Annotated in this window: 14 protein-coding genes, 1 tRNA gene and 2 pseudogenes; 11 read left to right on the top strand and 6 right to left on the bottom strand. The window is 68.1% G+C overall.

Annotated elements, in window-relative coordinates; translation table 11 throughout:
• Positions 1-109: 109 nt before the first annotated feature.
• The 3 genes from ACIQ6Y_RS14610 to ACIQ6Y_RS14600 all read left to right on the top strand — a co-directional run bounded on the left by ACIQ6Y_RS14610 (position 110) and on the right by ACIQ6Y_RS14600 (position 4,014).
• Positions 110-1,396: an FG-GAP repeat domain-containing protein gene (locus ACIQ6Y_RS14610; RefSeq protein ID WP_404037478.1), complete on the top strand. Its 1,287-nt coding sequence runs from the start codon at positions 110-112 to the stop codon at positions 1,394-1,396.
• 85 nt (positions 1,397-1,481) lie between these two features.
• A complete protein-coding gene (locus tag ACIQ6Y_RS14605; RefSeq protein ID WP_404037476.1) occupies positions 1,482-2,957 on the top strand; it encodes a VCBS repeat-containing protein in 1,476 nt (491 codons plus the stop codon).
• Positions 2,958-3,000: 43 nt separating this feature from the next.
• Positions 3,001-4,014: a YIP1 family protein gene (locus tag ACIQ6Y_RS14600; protein WP_404037473.1), complete on the top strand. Its 1,014-nt coding sequence runs from the start codon at positions 3,001-3,003 to the stop codon at positions 4,012-4,014.
• A gap of 58 nt (positions 4,015-4,072) precedes the next feature.
• Here the strand turns inward: ACIQ6Y_RS14600 and ACIQ6Y_RS14595 are convergent, their stop codons facing one another.
• Positions 4,073-4,570 carry a phosphoribosyltransferase gene (locus ACIQ6Y_RS14595; protein WP_404037471.1) on the bottom strand — a complete coding sequence of 166 codons (498 nt, stop codon included), beginning with the start codon at positions 4,568-4,570 and terminating at the stop codon, positions 4,073-4,075.
• Positions 4,567-5,142: a dCTP deaminase gene (dcd, locus tag ACIQ6Y_RS14590; protein ID WP_404037469.1), complete on the bottom strand. Its 576-nt coding sequence runs from the start codon at positions 5,140-5,142 to the stop codon at positions 4,567-4,569. The genes ACIQ6Y_RS14595 and dcd overlap by 4 nt, the downstream gene beginning before the upstream one ends.
• 555 nt (positions 5,143-5,697) lie before the next feature.
• On the opposite strand from dcd, the gene ACIQ6Y_RS14585 reads away from it, so the two are divergent.
• Positions 5,698-5,771 (top strand) — tRNA-Gly (locus tag ACIQ6Y_RS14585).
• Between the two features lie 801 nt (positions 5,772-6,572).
• On the opposite strand, the gene ACIQ6Y_RS14580 is transcribed toward ACIQ6Y_RS14585, so the two are convergent.
• Positions 6,573-9,095: a hypothetical protein gene (locus ACIQ6Y_RS14580; RefSeq protein WP_404037466.1), complete on the bottom strand. Its 2,523-nt coding sequence runs from the start codon at positions 9,093-9,095 to the stop codon at positions 6,573-6,575.
• Positions 9,096-10,009: 914 nt separating this feature from the next.
• Here ACIQ6Y_RS14580 and ACIQ6Y_RS14575 point away from each other — a divergent pair.
• Genes ACIQ6Y_RS14575 through ACIQ6Y_RS14565 form a run of 3 tightly spaced genes read left to right on the top strand, consistent with a single transcriptional unit; the run spans position 10,010 to position 13,080 of the window.
• Positions 10,010-11,191, top strand: coding sequence for a hypothetical protein (locus tag ACIQ6Y_RS14575; protein ID WP_404037463.1), 1,182 nt, complete (start codon positions 10,010-10,012; stop codon positions 11,189-11,191).
• A 55-nt stretch (positions 11,192-11,246) separates the two neighbouring features.
• The gene (locus ACIQ6Y_RS14570) at positions 11,247-12,533 is read left to right on the top strand and encodes a NucA/NucB deoxyribonuclease domain-containing protein (protein WP_404037460.1); all 1,287 of its coding nucleotides are present in this window, start codon (positions 11,247-11,249) and stop codon (positions 12,531-12,533) included.
• A gap of 19 nt (positions 12,534-12,552) precedes the next feature.
• Complete coding sequence (locus ACIQ6Y_RS14565; protein ID WP_404037457.1) at positions 12,553-13,080, top strand: hypothetical protein; 528 nt, start codon at positions 12,553-12,555, stop codon at positions 13,078-13,080.
• 410 nt (positions 13,081-13,490) lie between these two features.
• Here ACIQ6Y_RS14565 and ACIQ6Y_RS14560 read toward each other — a convergent pair.
• Positions 13,491-13,614, bottom strand: a pseudogene (locus ACIQ6Y_RS14560) (site-specific integrase); the annotation flags it as partial.
• A gap of 447 nt (positions 13,615-14,061) precedes the next feature.
• On the opposite strand from ACIQ6Y_RS14560, the gene ACIQ6Y_RS14555 reads away from it, so the two are divergent.
• Both ACIQ6Y_RS14555 and ACIQ6Y_RS14550 read left to right on the top strand, forming a co-directional pair.
• The gene (locus tag ACIQ6Y_RS14555) at positions 14,062-14,697 is read left to right on the top strand and encodes a hypothetical protein (protein WP_404037454.1); all 636 of its coding nucleotides are present in this window, start codon (positions 14,062-14,064) and stop codon (positions 14,695-14,697) included.
• A gap of 659 nt (positions 14,698-15,356) precedes the next feature.
• A complete protein-coding gene (locus tag ACIQ6Y_RS14550) occupies positions 15,357-15,647 on the top strand; it encodes a hypothetical protein (protein ID WP_404037451.1) in 291 nt (96 codons plus the stop codon).
• Positions 15,648-15,822: 175 nt separating this feature from the next.
• On the opposite strand, the pseudogene ACIQ6Y_RS14545 reads toward ACIQ6Y_RS14550, so the two are convergent.
• Positions 15,823-16,508: pseudogene (locus ACIQ6Y_RS14545) on the bottom strand (DUF6928 family protein).
• 503 nt (positions 16,509-17,011) lie between these two features.
• Positions 17,012-17,605 (bottom strand): MBL fold metallo-hydrolase, encoded by a 594-nt coding sequence (locus tag ACIQ6Y_RS14540; protein WP_404037449.1) that lies wholly within the window; start codon positions 17,603-17,605, stop codon positions 17,012-17,014.
• An 82-nt stretch (positions 17,606-17,687) separates the two neighbouring features.
• On the opposite strand from ACIQ6Y_RS14540, the gene ACIQ6Y_RS14535 reads away from it, so the two are divergent.
• Both ACIQ6Y_RS14535 and ACIQ6Y_RS14530 read left to right on the top strand, forming a co-directional pair.
• A complete protein-coding gene (locus ACIQ6Y_RS14535) occupies positions 17,688-18,644 on the top strand; it encodes a GlxA family transcriptional regulator (RefSeq protein ID WP_404037446.1) in 957 nt (318 codons plus the stop codon).
• A gap of 151 nt (positions 18,645-18,795) precedes the next feature.
• Entirely contained in the window at positions 18,796-19,641 is an 846-nt protein-coding gene (locus ACIQ6Y_RS14530; RefSeq protein WP_404037443.1) for an RNA polymerase sigma factor SigF, read from the top strand.
• The last annotated feature ends 3 nt before the right edge of the window (positions 19,642-19,644 follow it).

Genomic DNA, 19,644 nt, shown 5'->3' with positions numbered 1-19,644 from the left:
ACGTCGGCAACCACCCCCCGCCGTCCCGGCCCCTGGGCTGTCGCCCCCTGCGAACGCATGCTTCACTACTGAGTCGTTGTCGACGGTACGGACAAGGTGGACGGTGCCGATGCGAACCCCCGGGACGGGCATGGCGGCCGTCGGCTGTCTCGTGCTCCTGGCCGCGTGCGGGCCGACGGACGACCCCGGCGCCTCCGCGAAGGAGGGCACCCCGCTCAAGGCCGCCCAGGCCCCCGCCAAGCTCCCCGTCCCGCGCGGGAGAGGGAGCAAGGTCGCGGACGACTTCAACGGCGACGGCCGGCGCGACCTCGTCCTCAACGACCTGGTCAAGGCGCAGGCGCACAGCGACGACGCCGGCATCGGCATCGTCTACGGCGGCCCGCAGGGCCTCACCCCGGGCGCCCGGCAGCTGCTGAGCCCGGCACGCAACGCCGCCCCGACCGACGGCGAGCTGCCCAACGTGTTCGACGCCGAGGCCGCCTGCGACCTGGACGCGGACGGCTTCACCGACCTGGTCGTCTCCACCGACCCGCCCTTCGACGGGCAGGGACAGCCTCCGGTGCCGCTGCAGATCCTCTTCGGCTCGCCCCAGGGGCTGACCGGCAAGGCCGTCAAGCTCGTCATCCCCCCGGCCGCGCGCGCCGGGAACGACTGGCCCGACCAGCCCGTGTGCGGCGACTTCGACGGCGACGACGCCCATGACCTCGTCGTCCACGCCTCGGACCGGCAACTGAGCTTCCTGCGCGGCCCCTTCACCCGCAAGGGCGTCCCGCGTGCGGCCGGGGCACCGCTGCCCTCACCCGGCAACCTGCCCACGGGTCCGGTCGCCGACGTCAACCGCGACGGCTACGACGACCTGGTCGTACGGGCCGCCGAGGGCCCCGCCACGGCCACGCTCGTCCTCGGCGGCCCCACCGGCCCCGCCCGCACCGGCGCGGCCCTGCCCCGGGGCCTCGACGTGGCCCTGGGCCGCCTCGGCCGCGGCGCCGACCTGGACGCGGCCGTCGGCGGTGTCGCCGAGACGTCCCTGCGCTACGACCTGCCGACCGCCGACCCCGGCATCCTCGACGCGGGCGGCTCCCTGCTGGACACGGCCGACTTCGACGGCGACGGGCTGAGCGAACTCGTCTCCAGCGGCTCCGGAATCCGCGTCTTCCACGGCCGTACGACGGGACCCTCGCCCAAGGACCTGTTCACCGTCGAGGCCACCGCCCACGGCACCTCCCGGGTCCTCGCGGCGGCGGACTTCGACGGGGACGGGCTCGCCGACCTGGCGGTGCGGACGTATCTCGGGGAGACGAAGGACACGGTCGCGGTGTACGCGGGGGTCGAGGGAGGCGTGATCGCGACCACGCCGGCGGTGACGTTCTCGACGGACGACTTCCTGGGTGACTGAAACCCCACGGGTCTCTCGAACTGCCGTACAACCCTTCGGCCTTCGCGTGTGTCTCCTGGTCGCAGATCTTCAGGAGGCCTCACGCATGCACAAGCACCTGCGCACCACCCTCGCGACCACGGCCGCCGCCGCGCTGACGGGTGGGCTGCTCACCCTCGCGGCGACGCCGGCCACGGCCGCCGACTCCATGCACGTCCCGCAGGCCGACTTCAACGGCGACGGCATCGGGGACGTGGGCTTCTCGGCCTGGGGCGCCTACGTCAACGGCAAGGCGCGCGCCGGTCAGTTCGTCGTCCTGTACGGCACCACCGGCGGGGTCTCCTCCGCCAAGCGGTCGGTGATCAGCCAGAACTCCACCGGCACCCCGGACGCCGCCGAGGCCGGCGACACCTTCGGCTCCGAGCACGCCTACGCCGACTTCAACAAGGACGGCTACGACGACGTCGCCGTCTCCGCCCCCTGGGAGGACGTCAACGGGAACGCGGACAGCGGCACCGTGACCGTGCTGTGGGGCTCTGCTTCCGGCATCACCGGCCGGGGCGTCCTGGTCCCCAACCCGGCTCCCTCGGCGAACGACCAGTGGGGCAAGAACCTCGCCGCCGGAGACTTCGACGGCGACGGCAGAGCGGACCTCGCGGTCGGCAACACGTCCAACGTGGTCCAGGTCTACCGCGGGGGCATCACCGCCACCGGCACCGCGGGGCGCGGCCGCAGCTCCTTCAAGGCCCCGATCAGGTCCGGCGGCACGGCCCGCGGCCCGATCAACCTCACCGCGGGCGACGTCAACGGCGACAAGCGCACCGACCTGATCGTCGACGGCTACGAGACCACGTCCGACTACGGCTGGAACCACAACTACTACGTCCCCGGCACCTCGACCGGCCTGAACGTGGCCGCCGCCAAGTCCCTGCGCCCCGGCACGATCACCGGGATCGGCGACATCAACGGCGACGGCTTCGGCGACATCGTCAGCGGCTGGGACGCCGACACGCGCGAGCCCGACGGCACGCCGGTCCCGTACTCCGGCAAGGGCGGCAAGGTCTGGATCACCTACGGCTCGGCCTCCGGCCCCGGCACGGTCACCGGCATCACCCAGGACAGCGCGGGCGTCCCCGACGCCGGCGAGAACACCGACGGGTTCGGCTTCGAGCTGGACCTCGGCGACATCAACGGCGACGGCTTCCAGGACCTGGCCATCTCCTCGGCGGGCGAGAGCGCGGGCGACGACGCCGACACCGGCGCCGTCACCGTCCTCTACGGCTCCCGGTCCGGTCTGCGCACCACCGGCGCCCAGCTGTTCACGCAGAACACCGCGGGCGTGCCCGGCGAGAACGAGGACAAGGACTACTTCGGCTACGACGTCAAGCTCGACGACCTCACCGGCGACGGCCGCGCCGACCTGATCGTCGGCTCCGCCGAGAACGCCGGCGACGGCACGGTGACCTTCCTCCGGTCGGGCGGGGCGAAGATCACCACGACGGGCGCGCGGGTCGTCACCCCGTACGCCGTCGGGGTGTCCCTCGCGGACAAGCCGATGTTCGGCGCCAACATGGCGGACTGAGCGGCGTATCCCCTACGGGGAGGCGTCGGCAGCCCCGTAGGGGATGTCACAGCTCGGCAGCAAAGCCGGGCCCGGAGGGCCGGGCCCGGCACGTCACTCTCCGGGACCAGGTACGTTCGAAGGCGTGGCTGGATTCAGGAACGGACGCAACGGTCGGGACGACCGCGCCCCGCACGCGCGACCGCAACACCCCCCGCACGGACGGCAGGCGCCGCAGGGACCGTCGTACGGCTACCCGTCGGCTCCGCAGCCGTACCCGCACCCGCAGGCGCGGCAGCAGCCGCCGGGGGGCGGCGGGAGCTGGGGCGGCGACGGCGAGCCGGAGTACTTCGGCGGTAGCGGCGGCGGTCAGGGGCAGGGACAGGGTCAGGGCGATCCCTACGGCGCGCCCCCGCACGACCCGTACGCGGCGAACAACCCGGGCCACACCCAGGCGTTCTCGATCGACGACCACGCCCAGTACAACCAGGGTGAGACCTATCACGCGGGTGCCACGCCCCCGTCGGGCCCGATCGGCCCCCGGCTGCACTGGAAGGCGCTGCTGCGCGGCATCGTCCTGGAGCCGAGCCAGACCTTCCTGCGGATGCGCGACTACACGATGTGGGGCCCGGCCCTCATCGTGACCTTCCTCTACGGGCTGCTGGCCGTCTTCGGCTTCGACGGCGCCCGCGAGGACGCGATCAACGCCACCCTCTCCAACGCGGTGCCGATCGTCCTGACCACGGCCGTCGCCATGGTGGTGTCGGCCTTCGTCCTGGGCGTCGTCACGCACACCCTGGCCCGCCAGCTCGGCGGCGACGGCGCCTGGCAGCCGACGGTCGGCCTCTCCATGCTGATCATGTCCCTCACGGACACCCCGCGCCTGCTGGTCGCGATGTTCGCGGGCGGCGACGCCTCCTTCGTCCAGATCCTCGGCTGGGCCACCTGGGTCGCGGCGGGCGCCCTGCTGACCCTCATGGTCAGCCGCTCCCACGACCTGCCCTGGCCCAAGGCCCTGGGCGCCTCCTCGATCCAGCTGATCGCCCTGCTGTCGATCGTGAAGCTGGGCACGTTCTGAGGGACGCAGGACATGAGAAAGGGGGCTCCCGAGGGAGCCCCCTTTCACTTCTGTCCGCTCAGGCGTCGAGGACCTGGCCGGCGCGCTTGACGACGGGCGGTTCGACGGACCAGGGGAAGTTGATCCACTCGTCGGTGCGCTTCCAGACGTACTCGCACTTCACCAGGGAGTGCGACTTCTCGTAGATGACCGCGGAGCGGACCTCGGCGACGTGGTCGAGGCAGAAGTCGTGCACCAGCTTGAGCGTCTTGCCGGTGTCGGCGACGTCGTCGGTGATCAGGACCTTCTTGTCGGAGAAGTCGATGGCGTTGGGGACGGGCGCCAGCATGACCGGCATCTCCAGAGTGGTCCCCACACCGGTGTAGAACTCGACGTTCACCAGGTGGATGTTCTTGCAGTCCAGCGCGTAGGCGAGCCCGCCGGCGACGAACACCCCGCCACGGGCGATGGACAGCACGACGTCGGGCTCGTAGCCGTCGTCGGCGATGGTCTGCGCGAGCTCGCGGATCGCGACGCCGAAGCGCTCGTAGGTCAGGTTCTCCCGTACGTCGCTCATACCTGGGTCCTGTGGAAGTTGAGGAAGGAACGGGAGGCGGTGGGCCCGCGCTGCCCCTGGTAGCGGGATCCGTACCGCTCACTGCCGTACGGGAACTCGGCCGGCGAGCTCAGCCGGAACATGCACAGCTGGCCGATCTTCATACCGGGCCACAGCTTGATCGGCAGCGTGGCCAGGTTGGACAGCTCCAGGGTCACGTGCCCGCTGAAGCCCGGGTCGATGAACCCGGCCGTGGAGTGGGTGACGAGCCCGAGCCGCCCGAGGGACGACTTGCCCTCCAGCCGGGACGCGAGGTCGTCGGGCAGGGTGATGACCTCGTACGTCGACGCCAGCACGAACTCCCCGGGGTGGAGGATGAACGGCTCGTCGCCCTCCGGTTCGACCAGCCGGGTGAGGTCGGCCTGCTCGATGGCGGGGTCGATGTGCGGGTACCGGTGGTTCTCGAACACCCGGAAGTACCGGTCCAGCCGCACGTCGATGCTCGACGGCTGCACCATGGATTCGTCGTAGGGATCGATCCGTACCCGCCCGGCGTCGATCTCGGCCCGGATGTCCTTGTCTGAGAGAAGCACGCCCCGAGGATACGCAAGGCGCGCGGACCCGCCACAATCGTGACGACTCCGCGCGCTGAGCGTGCCACTCCGTGTCGAGAAGTCGGTAACGGAGGGTTACCGATCAGGATCCGGCAGGCCTACCGCTTCTGCAGCACGACCGGCACGACGCTGCGCAGCCGCGCACAGCGAGGACACCGCAGAAGCCGGCCCGGACCGAGCCGCTCGGCCTGCTGCATCGGGAACGAAGCGGTGCTGAACACGTGCCCATCGGCACAGCGGACGACGGTGCGTTCCATCAAGTCCCTTTAGTCCCTTCCCCAAGAGCCGCGTCACGCCTGGGTGGAATCCCGTGACGACGAAAGCCCACATTACGGGATGAAAGGGACGACCCTCCAGGCGGCACTCCGGCCCCATCGGGACCCTCTCCCACACCTCCACCGTACGCCCCAACTCCCGCCCCCCGCAGCCGCATCCCACCCCTGAAACGCACTCAGACCCCACGGCTTCAGCACCGGGGGTCTGCGATGAGGTAGAGTGAGCGAGCATCGACACCGGCTCCTGTCGGCGTCTTACGCGGGTGTAGTTTAATGGTAGAACATCAGCTTCCCAAGCTGAGAGCGCGAGTTCGATTCTCGTCACCCGCTCCATCCAGAGCCCCCAGGCCAGTTGCCCGGGGGTTCTTTGTTGTCTAGCCCAATTAGCACCAGTCATGCCCTCTGCGTGGGCTATTCACGGCCCACGGCATACCGGCCATCACCCTCGACCTCTTGCGAATTCGCGTGCCAGGCGGTCTTGAAGGGCTACTGGCACGGCTACATCAAGGGTGATGAGCCGGCACTGGCGAACCCCGTCGAGATGGCATACCCGCGGAAAGTCGATCGCATTCAGCGGCAGACCCACACCCCGGGCAGAGCTTCTGCGGCCGCGACTCTGCTTGAACAACTGATCCATCCTGGATTCGATCCAGCGAGGGGCGCAGAGGCGACTCGTCGGTACGTGCGGCGGAAGGCGAGCATCGCGGTCATGCAGTACCGGAAGGGCGAGGCACCGGAGCGGTACCGTGGACGCAGGTCGGAATCACACCTAGACCGCGTAGACAATGCGCGAACCGTGCGAGCAACCGCCCTTGAAGTTCTCCGGTCGCACGGCTTCGGCGAAGATGCCGCGCGCAAATGGCTACAGCGGCATCCGCCTCAGGAAGCCCTCGACGCATGGCCGCGTGGTCGGCGCCCACCGGGAGCCTAATGATCTCCGATCCCGCCCGCACACCCCGTGCTGCTTGCCTCTGCTGTTTCAGCAGAGGCAAGCAGCACCGCGCCCCTGACGCTGTTTGGCAGTCTCGGCCACTGCCGCTCACGTCAGGACGTGGGCCGCACCGTCGTTGAACGCACTCCCCCGGTCGGTGGCGAGTGGGCCGTCTCCGCTGTCCGAGGGGCGGCTGCCGCGTTCTAGACCTGCAGAATGAGCGTCTCCACCTGGCTGAGCACGGTCGCACTGGCCTGGGCCGTCGTACGGGCGGACGCTAGGCGCTCCATCCACTGGATCCTCTGGTCTGCGGGCAGCGGGTCCTCGCCCAGCCGGGAGCGCAGCCGACTGGCTTCGTCGAAGTCCGCCAGGAGGGCATTAGCGGCCTCGACGGCACGCTGATAGATACCTTCGGCCAACTCGATCCGAGCAGGTAGCTCCCGCCTGAGCTCTGCCAGCCGATCACGTGGGTCAGACAACGGAGCCTGCCCCTGCACGGTCGTGGCGCCGTCCGTTTGATCGGTACCGTCGGAACTTGTCCCCTCGCTACCGGTGTCACCGCCGGAACGAGCAGCGCGGCCCAACTCCGGCGGGAAGAGGTGGTCGAACCACTCCTTGTCGGCGACGAAGGCGGTGGCAGCACCGTTGAGGTCGGGAGCGAGCACCATCCCCGGCACGATCGGCGTTCGGTCCTCTTCGCTCCACAGGCTCTCGCCGTAGCAGACCGGCTGTCCGCCATCGGGGGCTTCGGGCGCCTGGGTCGCGTCCGGGTGGTGCAACACGGACCGCGCGAACGCAAGGAGCAGCTCCCTGCTGACACCCGGAACCGTCTCGGTATAGGCGAGCGTCAGAGCCGCGAGAGCATTCGTCGGCGTACGGCGCACACCCTTCCGACTCCCTCCCGCCTCGCTGCCCTGGCCAGGAGTGATCAGCGGCTCGGGAGCGTGCATGAGCGCGGGAGCCATCCGGCGCACCAGCGCGGCCCACGCCGTGGCATCTCCCGCTTCGGCCCCAAGGAGCAGTTCCTTGAGCGGCCTCGGGTCCTGCCCGGAGCCCTCCTTGACCTCGGCCGTGCCAAAAAGGCCGAGCGCGGAGAGGATATTGGCGCGGTGTAGGAAGAGCTGCGCGACGGCGGCGGACCACAGCCGGGTCCGGGCCTCCGCGGTCTTGCTTCGGACCTGGCTCCACGGAGCCTCCTGCAGCGCGGCCTTCACGATCGGCCAGTAGGGTCCGGTGTCCCTAACCTGACGCTTGCCCGTCTGCGGGCCGGCCGGGGGGACGTCCGGAAAGACAAGGGCGGTGATCGCCCGGATGGCGATATCGCGCAGGGCGGCCGGCGTGACCTTCTCGTCGACCGGGAGCAGGGAGGCCAGCGGTTCCAAGGGGCCGTTCGCGGTGAGGGCATCGCGTACCCCAGCCAGGTCCAGCAGCCCGGCCCCCTGGGCAGTGGGGAAGGTGTCGGCGAGAATCGGACCGAGCTTGTCCTCCTTGGCGTAGGCGTCGACGAGCGTGGCGAACAGGGAGATCAGGCGCGCGTCCTCGTCGTACGGCTGGATCCCGCGCAGGTGGTCGTTGACGTTCAGCGCCCGCAGCACATGCTCCAGCGCGGTCGGGTTGTTGCAGCCAATGACGATTTCGGCGGGCACTGTGGCAATCTTCATCGCCCGCAACGCCTTGTGATCCGGTTCCGTTGCCTCCAGGGCACCGGCCTGGTTGAAGGCGTGCGAGATTCGGTTGAGGATCTCCCGCTGGTTGAGCAGCAGCAAGCTGGGGTCGTTAGGCCCCTTGGGCAGCGGCACAGCGGCCTGCGGCATCCCTGTCACCAGGTACTCCGAGCGCAGATCGAAGATGTCCAGACGGGCCAGGGCGCGGTTGTTGGCCGTCACCGCGACCATCCGCCACAGCCGGGAGGTGGTGCCGTCGGGGTTGGTGACCTGCCACTGCTGGAGGACGCTCATGCCGCGCGTCAGCTGGCCGGCCGCGACCATGGACTCCTTCAGGTCGTAGCCGCGGGTCTTGCCCGAGCGCCGCAGGTTCTCCACGGCGTAGCCGTGGATGTGGAAGGCCACTTCGTAGGGCTGCTCAGCGAGGACGAGGGCCGCCTTCGGCTCACCGTCTTCCTCAGCCGCGCGGACTACCGGGCGCGGCCGACGCTGGCCGAGTGCGGCGAGCAAGGCTGCTTTCGCGCGCTCGGCCTCCCGCACCCGCCTGGTGACCTGCGCGTACTTCTCCTCCGCCGCGGCGAGCGCCGAAGCGGCGTGCGGGTCGTCGCCGGGCGCCCGCCGACGGGCATTGCGCTCCTTCTCGGCAAGCTTCTGGGCCTTCTCCGCGTTCACCAGGTCATCCTCGGCGGCGACGAGTTCGACGACGCGCTGGGTGGCCTCCGGGCTGGGCGGGGCCCAGGAACTGACAGTGCGGTCGTTGAGGTCCCACGGCACCGTGGCCGCGCCGTGGACGTCGCACAGGAGCAGAAGAACCTTGTCCTCGCCCGACTGGAGAGTGCGCCACGCGGAGGGGGTGAGGACCTTCTTCCCACGCGAGGTGGCGACGATCTTCTTGATCTCCGTGTCGCCGAGAGCGGTGGCGAGGCCCTCGATGATCGCGGAGCGCGGAGGGGGAATCACGCCCTCCTGCTCGCAGTTGTTCTCGACAGCGTCCGCAAGCCGCTCGCCCCACACATCGGTGCCGATGTAGGGGTAGATGCCCTCAGGCCGTTTGGTTGCCAAAGGGATTGCTTCTCCCAGCTCGAGCTGGGCGACAGCGCGCACCCGTCCGCCGAGCGCGCGACACGCGCCCGAGGCGGAGCCTCGCGGCCGCGGGACTGAAGCCGACAAAGCTGGTTGTTCGGCGCGTTCCGCTGCGTACGGTCCACCTGCCGACGCCCGCAGAAGGATCAACCCCAACGGCACCGTGTGCCTGGGCTCTCTCAACTGGTTCCTGATCCGCCGACGGCGGCATGAGGCGGACGCCGGTGACAGACCACCGACGTGCATGGTGGACTCTGCCACCGGGGTGCCCGCATGCCTCGCATCCCTTAGTCAGCACTCACTCGATCTGGTGGGATTCACTGCGAGCTCTACACTGCAAGCGGCAGTTGAGGTAGAGCGCAGCTGCTCGCAAATGGAGCGCCAGCGCGCTCCCGAGGCAGCGTCCCCCCTTACCGCAAGGGTCCGGTCGTAGAGCCTGATGGCGAAATCGCACGTGAGGTCGACCGAAATCTCATGCTCACTCCGAAACGCCACGCGACTCGGCGCAGCCGAAACCAACCGTAGGCGCGCCAAGCAATCTTCGGCCGTTGAGCACCTACGGTGCGGATCCCGATCAAGGTGACATCCTTTGTCCCCGTCTAGCTACCTGGACCGGCAGCCGACGTGACGATGCTCACGCGTTGAGACTCGGCCAACTAACCCTATCTGCATAGATGCCAGAGAAGCGCACACATAGGTTCCTCGGTGACCATTATTGATCGACTCCAGGGGGAACCTTGTCGCTTTCACGCGCGAGATTCTTAGCTTCCACATGCGCCGGGGCCACAGCACTCGCTGCATTCACCGTTCTCGGCAGCGCTCCGTCGGCCAGTGCCGCCGCCCCTAGGGAGGCCTGCAGTCTTCTCTACAGTGCCCGCATCACCTTCTGGGCGATGACGTGCAGCCAGCCGGGCGAGCCGATGATCGGCGGCTTCGCCACCTGGCGCAACGTACCGATCACATTCGATCAGACCGACACCGGCTCGGCATCCGTGCAAGTAGCCAACTACCTCCGTGTCAGCCCGAACACGTCGAGCAGTCCGTTGGCCCCCAACATCGAGATCGGCCTGTACGCGGAGAAGACAGGGAGGACTACCCGCACGTACGGGCCGCGTTGGACGGAGCTGACCACCAGCGGCGGTCGTACGAAGGCCATCACGACGGGGGTTAACCCGACCAAGCCGGACAGGCGCAACCACACCTACATGACCGTCCGCCAGGAGCGCGGCGACCAATGGGATGTCCTGTACGACTTCAACAAGGTCGGTTCCACCACCAAGCAGATCAAGGTGGTCGGCGGAAGCACCAACCGCATCGATGTGGGCCTGGAGGTTACCGGGCCGAAGTACATCAACGTCCCCGCGATCGCCAACCGCATGCAGTTCATGACCGGGAACAAGGTGTGGCAGCAGGTGGCGACGCGCAACGTGGCCCGGTCCGTCACGCTTCCTGCCTGTAGCGCGACCCACAAGCCGCCGAGTTGTTTCACGACCAAGTTGACCGACAACAGCAAGTTCACCCAGTGGACGGCGAGCAAGCCTCGTCGGCAGGCCGCTGCGGCCTCCCAGGCTGCCGCGCTCACTACCCCGTCCCACAGACCCTCTGCAGCTGCGACGGGCCTGCCCGCCTCGTTCAACGGCGTGGACCAGCAGGCTCTGCGGGCTTGCCTGGAGGCCGATCCCGACAGCTGCCTGGGCACCGTGCCCGGCCTGTCCCAGTGCGTGGTCACCGTTCGGGTCTGCAACGCCGCCGCGCTGCGCCCCGACCGAGTCATCGGGAACTCCCCCGCCGGGGCAGACGTCTCGGTGGCCGACATCCGCGCCCGAGCCGCAGCCACCTTCGCTGTCCCCAGCGGCACCCTCACCGTCGAGCCGCCCTCGTCACCTGCCGGGTTGCGAGCGCCCCTGCATGCGGCCGACGAGAGCGGCGGTGCCATCTGGACGGTGACATCAGCCAGCCCCACACCCGGACTGCAGCACACCGACCGCCGTTTCGATGGCTTCACCGCCCGCTACTCCGCACGCACTGGCGCACTGCTGGAGGCGTGCTGGGGCGACTTCTGCGACGCCTCGTGAACGGTGCCCGCCGCAGCCGCCCAGCAGCTTCCTCACGCCCGCAAGGAGTCCACGCGTGAACATACGCACCGCACTCATACGTATCGCACGCCTCACCGCCACCACGGCAGCCCTGACGTTACTCACCGCGGCCACGACCACCGCCTCCGCCGACTCGACCGTAGCCAACCCGCCCTCCGAGGGCGCGGGGTTCGTCGACGCCGCCTCCCTGCCCGCCGAGGAACTGCGCGGGCTCAGCCGCCCCATGCCCTACGCGGAATATGCCCGGTCCCGCAGAGCGAAGTCCTTGGCGCGGCAGACGGCGGCCGATCCAGCTCCCGGCGTTGAGCGGGATCTGCGACAGCAGTGCGCCGGTCACGCGGCACAGGCCAAGGCCGCGACCGGGTGGATCAAGTCCCGCTTCGAAAGCTGCCAGAAGATCCCCTTTGACCTGGTCCTGCGTGATGTGAGCGGCACGACCTCGATCGGCCGTCTCTGGTTCGACCAATGGGTCCTCGGGTTCGCCTACGACGGCAGCCGCCGCGTCGACTACATCTCCAGCATCGAGAACATAAGGGTCCAGCCCATACCGACCGAGGACGCCACCAAGTGGCGCGTCGGACAGCATTTCCGCCACATCATCAACGCATCCAGCAGCGATCCGGACCCCAAGGTGACCGCACCCCAATCCGCGGAGCGCGACGAACTGCTCGGTGTGTGGGACACCAAGCCCCACTGGACTCTCACCTACACCTCCCCCGACAGGGGCCCCCTGTTCGACCAAGGCAACCAGCAGCGCGTTTTCTCGACCGTCACAATGGACCTCAGCGCCAGCTCCCCCAGCTCCCGCCCGTTCACCGGAGGCGTCGGCGTCTACAGCTCAAGCGTCCGCTTCGACTACGCAGGCAAGATCGCCGGCAAGTACAAGGGCACTGTCTTCACAAGGGCCCGCGTGGAACTCGTGATGAGCCAGAAGGACCCGTCCGTCAACGAAAGCGCCCTGCACATCTACGACGCCCTGAAGCGCCCTGAGCGGACCTTCCCCTCCTGGCCCGGCAAGACCGTTCCAGGGGCGAAGGAACCACTGCACCGGCTCGTCGACAAGGAGAAGCAGAAGAAGAACCGCGCCCGCTCCATCAAGGAATGCGAAAAGGTGTGGGGCGACTACACGGGAACCGACCTTCAGTGCGACGAGTACCCCTTCGCATCCACGAAGGAAGGTTCAACCAAGGGCGACAACCGGTTCTCCGTCCGACTGATCGACGGCGACGACAATGAGACCGGCGGCCGCAGGCTCGACCAGATGTACACCCTCAACCGGATCCTCGACGGCGACGCCTTCTACATGAAGATCACCAACTAGTAGAAAGGGCAGCAGCGTCATGACACTCCTGGCCGAATACCGCTGCAAGGCCACACCGGCCCGCCGCGTCGTGGAGGTCTACGACGCCGACGCGTACCTCAGCGACGACGACGCCATGGCCGCTGCCCGCAGACAGGTGGTAGCCGGCAACGGCTACCACCTGTACCTCCGCAGTCTGCAGCCCGACATTGACGTCGAAATCGCTATTCGTGTCTGGGACACCCCGCCGACCCCGCCCTCCGACGCGGAAGGCCATGTTCCCGTGAGCATCGAGTCCGAGACCGGCATCCTCGTCGTCAACCAACTCGACTACGGCCCTGCGGGAGAAATGACCCTGCCTCGCTCCGGCTTGTACGAAGGCCACGCCTGGTGGGAAGGCCGCCAGGCAACCGCCGACTACTACGAGGCCAGCCTCGACCACCCCACGGACGACACCTTCGAAGACCACCTGACCCAGGCATGGAACAACTGCCCCGTCACCGAACGCTACGTCCTCGACCTCTCCTACATCCGCGAACCCGAGCCCGTCGATGACGACGACCTCTGAAATCGCCGCGGCTTCCCTTCGACACCGCGACTGCAATAACGAGCGTGCCTGTGGGCCGGTCGTACCCGCAGGAGTAACCCCACTCGGCCCGTACCTCGCCCTCGTGGCAGCGCCTGCAAAACGACCGCTGATGTGAACCTCATGTCGGGTGGGGTAAGCCCAATCGGAGCCTCGTGGACGCGGCTCTGCTTTCCTCCCCCGGCTCCGCGCCCTCCGCGTGCCCTTAAGGGCGGAGAACTACGGTCAACAGCGGTACCCGTCGACACGCATGGGACTGTAAAGAGAGGGCATCTAAGCAGGTCAGACCCCCAAGAGCACCCGAGCGCCGTCGCTTCCCAAGTTAAGAGCGCGAGTTCGATTCTCGTCACCCGCTCCATGAAGAAGGCCCAGGTCGGTGACCGGGGCCTTTTTGCTGTGCTGACCTTGTCTTTGAGGGTGGCGCCGTCGCACGTGGACAGCGTGGCCGGTGTGCCGGAGATCGTAGAACCGGAAGCCCTGGGGCATGCCGACGATCTCCCGCGCCCGTCGCCACTCGGTGCGACCTTGAATGGGCTGGGCGAGGCAATCGCACATCCCAGCCGAGGCCTGAGTAACAACTTTCTCTACGGGTTCAAGGCCCGCGCACGGCGCGGGCGCGCGCCGCCTCTGCGGCGCGGCCTGCCTCCTGTCTTCGCCCCGGCTGGCCGCGCCCGGCGGCGCGCTCGGCGACTGCGGGCATGAAGCGGGGAGAAACCCTCTGTGGCTGGGGCGGTCGGCTCCACGGCTTTAGGCAGCCACTTTGGGGCGAGCCTCTAAGATCTTGGCCCCAACGTCGTGCTTTAACGGGCAGGTCCACAGACTGCCCGACTCGCCGTCAGCTTACGGGGCCAAGATCACTCGCCCCAAAGCAGCTCCAGCCCAAAGCCGCTCCGCCGACCGTCTTGAATGCGCCCGTAGAATGCTCAGGGACTGAAGCTTAGCCGTCATGAAGTTGGAGGCGACATGGATGCCGGACTGGCTGGACTGCTCGGTGGAATTATTGGCGCAGCTGTCGGAGCCGTAGGCGCCGTTGGATCAGCGGCAGTCACTGGAAGAAAAGCAGAAAACCAAGCGCGCATTCAGTCTCAAATGCAACTTCAACAGCTCAGGATGCAAATAAGAGCGGATACAGTCCGCCAACAACATGACCCGCGCCGAGAAGCCTACGCGAACTTCCTGACGCAGGCACGAAGGATAGGCGAGTCGAAGGCTAACATCTACATGTCCCTGCACAACGCCTATATCGACAGGGAAACGCGCCCCACAGAAGAGATAGTGTCAAGAATTCACGAGCCGCTCGATGAGCTCACGGGGAAGCTAAACGTCCTCACTGAACTCTGGTCGATGGTAAATGTAGTAGGGCCGGACTCTCTCTACCTTCCCGCCAGCCGTCTCTACCGGGTCGCCTGCGAGATAGTGGAAGGGATGCTTGAATACTCTCACGAAGTCAACATTGCAATCATGGAGAATTCCATCTTTCCCGACCCCGAGGATTCATTTACAAGGGACGCCAGCTTGGATCAGGCGCTCTTGGAGGCGTCGAGCAATTTCCTTGACACCATTCGCCCGATACTAGACATCGAATCAATGCGGATATAAACACCCTCACTAAATTCCGTTCCGTACGGGACGTAGCAGGGACGTACCGCGGCGTCAATGGCGCACGCCCCCAGCACGAGCGCCCTCCCGGGCCGTCCTGGGGCCGTGGAAGGGCGCTCGTTGGTGACCAGCGCTGACAACTGGTGACAGCTAAGCCGCAGTTCAGGGCGATAATCCGGTAGATGGCCGCAGATCACGGCCGCCCGTGATCAGTTGTGGCTGTGCTGGGCCAGCGGCACGCAGAGGGCAAGGCCGGCCGACAGGGCTGTAGTCATCGGGCTCCACCACCCGGCACGACATAGAAGCAGCGTGGCTGAGGCCAGCGGGGGTGCAGCGAGGCATACACGCGCCTGGTCGGTCGGCGCATCCGCCGTCGTGACTGACCGTCGTCGGCGGAGGTCCAACAGCCGCATCGCAGGTGTCGCCGTCGGACGAGTGTCTGCGGTGATCACTCCCTGGGCCGTCCCCGGGCCGTGCGAGGGTGCCCGAGGCCGACCAACGGAGACCGACAGTGACAGGTGAGTCGCGGCCGTCTGCGGCGAACGCCCAGGTCAGAGGGCCGGGACCATATGGGTTACCAGCCAAGGGTGGACGTCGGGCAAGATGGGGCGCTTCTTTCCGCCGGACAGCGCTGTCTGGCATGTCCTGGGGGGACTTCGGTGATCATCGCTGTTTCGGACGGCCACAACCCGGCCTACCAGCTCCAGACGAGCGTACTCACGCTGATCTTTGGCATAGCCCTCATCAGCGTCGGCCGGATGCTACGGCGGACCGGACGGCTACCTGCGTATCTCGACATCAGACAGAAGGCGTTGGGCTCGCTGGTGCCGCAAGAGGGCAAGAGTGCCGGCGTCGGGAAGTTCGGCGCAACCATGATCGCCATGGGCGGGTTCTTCCTCTTCGGTACCGCCTGCCTGCTACTCGGCGCGCTGGGCGCCCTCGGTCCCTGAGGACAGGCTCTGCAGGAGCCACGCTGGCTTCGGGGCGAGTGTCTAACTGCGTGACAACGCCGACGCACACCGGCAGACAGGCACGGACGTCTACGGACCATCGCAGCAGGTGAAAGGCGCATTAGCGCAAGGTCGAGCGCCCGCCTAGGTTGCTTCGGGACGAAGCGGTCGTGAGCTATACGCCGTCGTTCTCGACCAGCAAGCCGTCAGGTCCAAAGGTGTAGAAGCGCGGCGGTCCTATGGCTTCCCCAGCGCCTTGCAACGCGGCTTCCTTCTTCGCGGGACCAGAGCCGTGTGAATCTTGTATCCGGAAGCCGTGGAGTCGGATGTGGTCTGCGTTGACGTCGTCGCCCTCGGGGCGGCCCTCCTGGACGAAGCCGCAGAGGGCTCGCAGTGCGTCTTCTCCCAGTTCCAAGGGGTGGAAGGGCAGCGGATAGGGTTCTTCGTCTTCGTCTGGCCAGGGGATGACGTCGGCTGAGCGGTCTCCGGCCCAGTAGGGGAGTTCGAACGGGAACGGTTCGCCGATGTTCTCCATGACGCCGTCATCCGGGGACAGGCGGAGGGAGCGGACGAGCCGGCCGTCTTCCCACACGGCGAAGGCAAGCCAGTCGACGACGCTGTGCATGTTGTGCAGGACGAGCCGTCGGCCCGCCACGAGGTGTTCCGGAGCTGTGTGGGAAGGTCGATCATCATCCCCCGATCACCGACGACCTCCACACCCGGCCAGGAGGCCGCATACACCGTCCCTTCCGGGGGGTACACGCCGTCCGACAGAACTGAGCCCTCGCACTCCTCGATCCCCCTGCCCGGGTAGAGCCGCCGCATCATGGTGGCAGTCCGATCACGGTCGGCCGCCCCCACTCGTCGCAACAACTCGGGTATGTCGCCGTCGGCGTACACCAGCAGTCCCGTTTTAGCTCCCAAGGCCCCTCCCAGAGCGATGCCCTTGATGGCAGACGCACCTTAGCCACCCGCACTGACAACGGAGGCGCACCACAAGCGCACCAGATCCAGCGGGGAGCAGCGGGGAATCACGGTGAAGTAGCCGGGGCCGACAGGGCAGCGGTCAAGCTGTTCACCCAGGTCAGCGCCCGGACCAGGCGCGAATGAACGCAGCTTCCCAAGCTGAGAGCGCGAGTTCGATTCTCGTCACCCGCTCCATGTGAAACCCCTGGGTCAGAGACCCGGGGGTTCTTTGTTGTCCGGCCGTCGTCTGCTGTACGCACGCATCGATCCGCCGGCCACCGACCCCGTCACCCCCGCCCGACTCTGCCTCGCGGCGGGCACCTACACCGACGGGGACCGGCTTCGGGGTGCTGCGGGCTCGGCAAGAGGATCCACCCCCGAGGTGGTGTCTGTCGCGTCTAGTGCGGGGCGGTGTCATCCGCCGGGAACGCGGGACCGTGGCCGGGCACGATGACGTCTGCGGTGGCGAGGACTCGGAGTCGGGATGTCCGGAGTGTCTCGTGGTTCGGGGCCACCGGGTCGAGGACGGGGCCGTTGGGGCGCCACCACAGGTCGCCGACGAAGGCGACGACGCCCGAATCCGTGCCTGCGAGCAGGGTGATGTCCTCGGGGCTGTGGCCCGGGGTGCGGATCAGCCGTAGGGACGGGGCGAGTTCGTGGCCCTCGGCGTCGCGGTCGGTCCACTGGTCGTTGTGGTAGATCGCCTTGTGGTCGTGGACACGGGCCTGGCCGAAGAGACCGACGTTCATGGTGTTGTCCGGGTGGTGGTGGCTGAGGACTACGTCGGTGATGTCGTCAGGACCGAGTCCCAACTCGGCGAGCGGGCCGAGGATCCGGTCCCGGCCGGCCACCATGCCGGGGTCGACGATCACATGGCGTCCCCCCTCACGGACGTAGGAGACGGTGGCGGCGACCCCGGGACCGGTGGAGAGGGTGTAGCCGGTGGTCAGGATCGTGTACACGGCGCTGCGGCCGAGCGGTGCGTCTGTCATGGCCCCAAGTCTTCGGGCTCGGCAGCCGCCCCACGAGTGGCCCTGCTGCCACTGATCGCAGGATTCGTGCCACACTCCCCGCATGCCGCCGTTCGTGACCGTCGCCGCCTACGCCCCGCCCGGTGTCGGCATGCTCGGCGCCGGCATCGTCTCCGAGGTGTTCGACCCGCGCGGCCAGGGCCTGCCCCGCTTCGACTTCGCGCTGTGCACGGACCGGCCCGGAAGGGTCCGCAGCGATGTCGGGCTGCCGCTCGTGGTCGAGCACGGGCTGGACCGGCTGGCCGCGGCCGACTTGGTGATCGCCTTGCCCTGGGCGGACTTCCGTACGCCGCCGGGACCCGCCGTACTCGATGCGCTGACCGCCGCACATGAGCGCGGCGCGCTGGTCGCGGGACATTGCGTCGGTGCTTTCGCGCTCGCCGCGGCCGGGCTGCTCGACGGGCGGCGCGCCACCACCCACTGGCGATTCGCCGGCCTGCTGGCCGACCGTCACCCGGGCATCACCGTCGAACCCGACGCCCTGTACATCGACGAAGGCCAGATCGCCACGGGCGCGGGAGCCGCTGCCGGCTTCGACCTGTGCCTGCACCTCCTGCGACGGGAGTACGGCGCCGCCACGGCCAACGCCATCGCCCGGGATCTGGTCCTTCCGTCCCACCGCGACGGCGGACAAGCCCAGTACCTGGCCACCCCGGCCCCCGAGGACTGTCAGGACGAACGGCTCGCGGACGTACTCGCCTGGGCCCGAGAGCACCTCCACGAGCCGCTTCCGGTGGCGGAACTGGCCCGCCGCGCCCTCATGAGCCGTCGCTCCTTCGCCCGGCGCTTCGCCGCCTCCACCGGCACCACCCCCCACGCCTGGCTGCTCGGCCTGCGACTCAGCCGCGCGGAGGAACTCCTCGAGACCACGGACCTCCCGGTCGAGGAGATCGCCCGCCTGGTCGGCTACGGAAGCGCGGCTGTGCTGCGCGAACAGTTCGTACGGCGCCGGGGTGTGCCGCCCCGTTCCTACCGCCGGTCCTTCACCCGCATGTCGTAGGCGACGAGGGCGCACCCCGTCCGTGCCCCTCGGAGCGGTGGAGAAGTTGCAGCAGGCGGTCCTTGCCGGGCATGTTGCCTCCCCGGCCGGGTAGGCGCGGCTCCAAGGGCCTGTTCATGGGAGCGGGCGCGAACTGCAGGGAGGGCCTGGGATGACGACGGCATTCGTCGGCACGACGACCGACTCCGGCACGGAGTTGCCGCAGATCCCGGACCCCGGGAAGGTCGCGCCCCAGGACGCCCGTGAGCTGACCCGGACGTTCCTCGAGCAGCTCGCTGTACTCGAGGAAGGCACCCAGGAGTACCAGTACGCGCGCAACACGCTCATCGAGATGAACATGTCGCTGGTGCGCTTCGCCTCGCGCCGCTTCCGCAACGGCGGCCAGGACATGGAGGACGTCGTCCAGGTCGGCACGATCGGCCTGATCAAGGCGATCGACCGGTTCGAGATCTCCCGCGAGGTGCAGTTCACCAGCTTCGCGGTGCCGTACATCGTCGGCGAGATCAAGCGGTTCTTCCGCGACACCTCCTGGTCCGTCCACGTACCGCGCCGGCTGCAGGAGGCGCGCTCCGAACTCGCCCGGGCCAACGAGGAGTTGGGGAGTCGGCTGGGCCGGGCTCCCCGGGTCTCCGAACTCGCCGCTCTGCTGAACCTCACGGACGAACAGGTCGTCGAGGTCCAGATCGCGGCGAACGGCTACACCTCCGCCTCCCTCGACGCCGCGATCACCGGTGACGGCGAGGACGGCGAGGCGGCCCTGTCGGAGTTCATCGGGGAAGAGGACACCGCTCTCCAACTCGTGGAGGACTTCCACGCCCTGGCCCCGCTCATCGCCGAGCTGGACGAGCGGGACCGGCGGATCCTGCACATGAAGTTCGTCGAGGAGATGACCCAGGCGCAGATCGGCAAGGAGCTGGGGGTCTCGCAGATGCACATCTCGCGCCTCACCTCCCGCATCCTGGCCCGCCTGCGCTCGGGCATGCTCACCACCGACTAGCGG

Source organism: Streptomyces sp. NPDC096205 (assembly GCF_044763135.1).
GTDB lineage: Bacteria > Actinomycetota > Actinomycetes > Streptomycetales > Streptomycetaceae > Streptomyces.
Note: the sequence above shows the minus strand (reverse complement) of the source record. Positions and strands in the feature narration are given on the sequence as shown.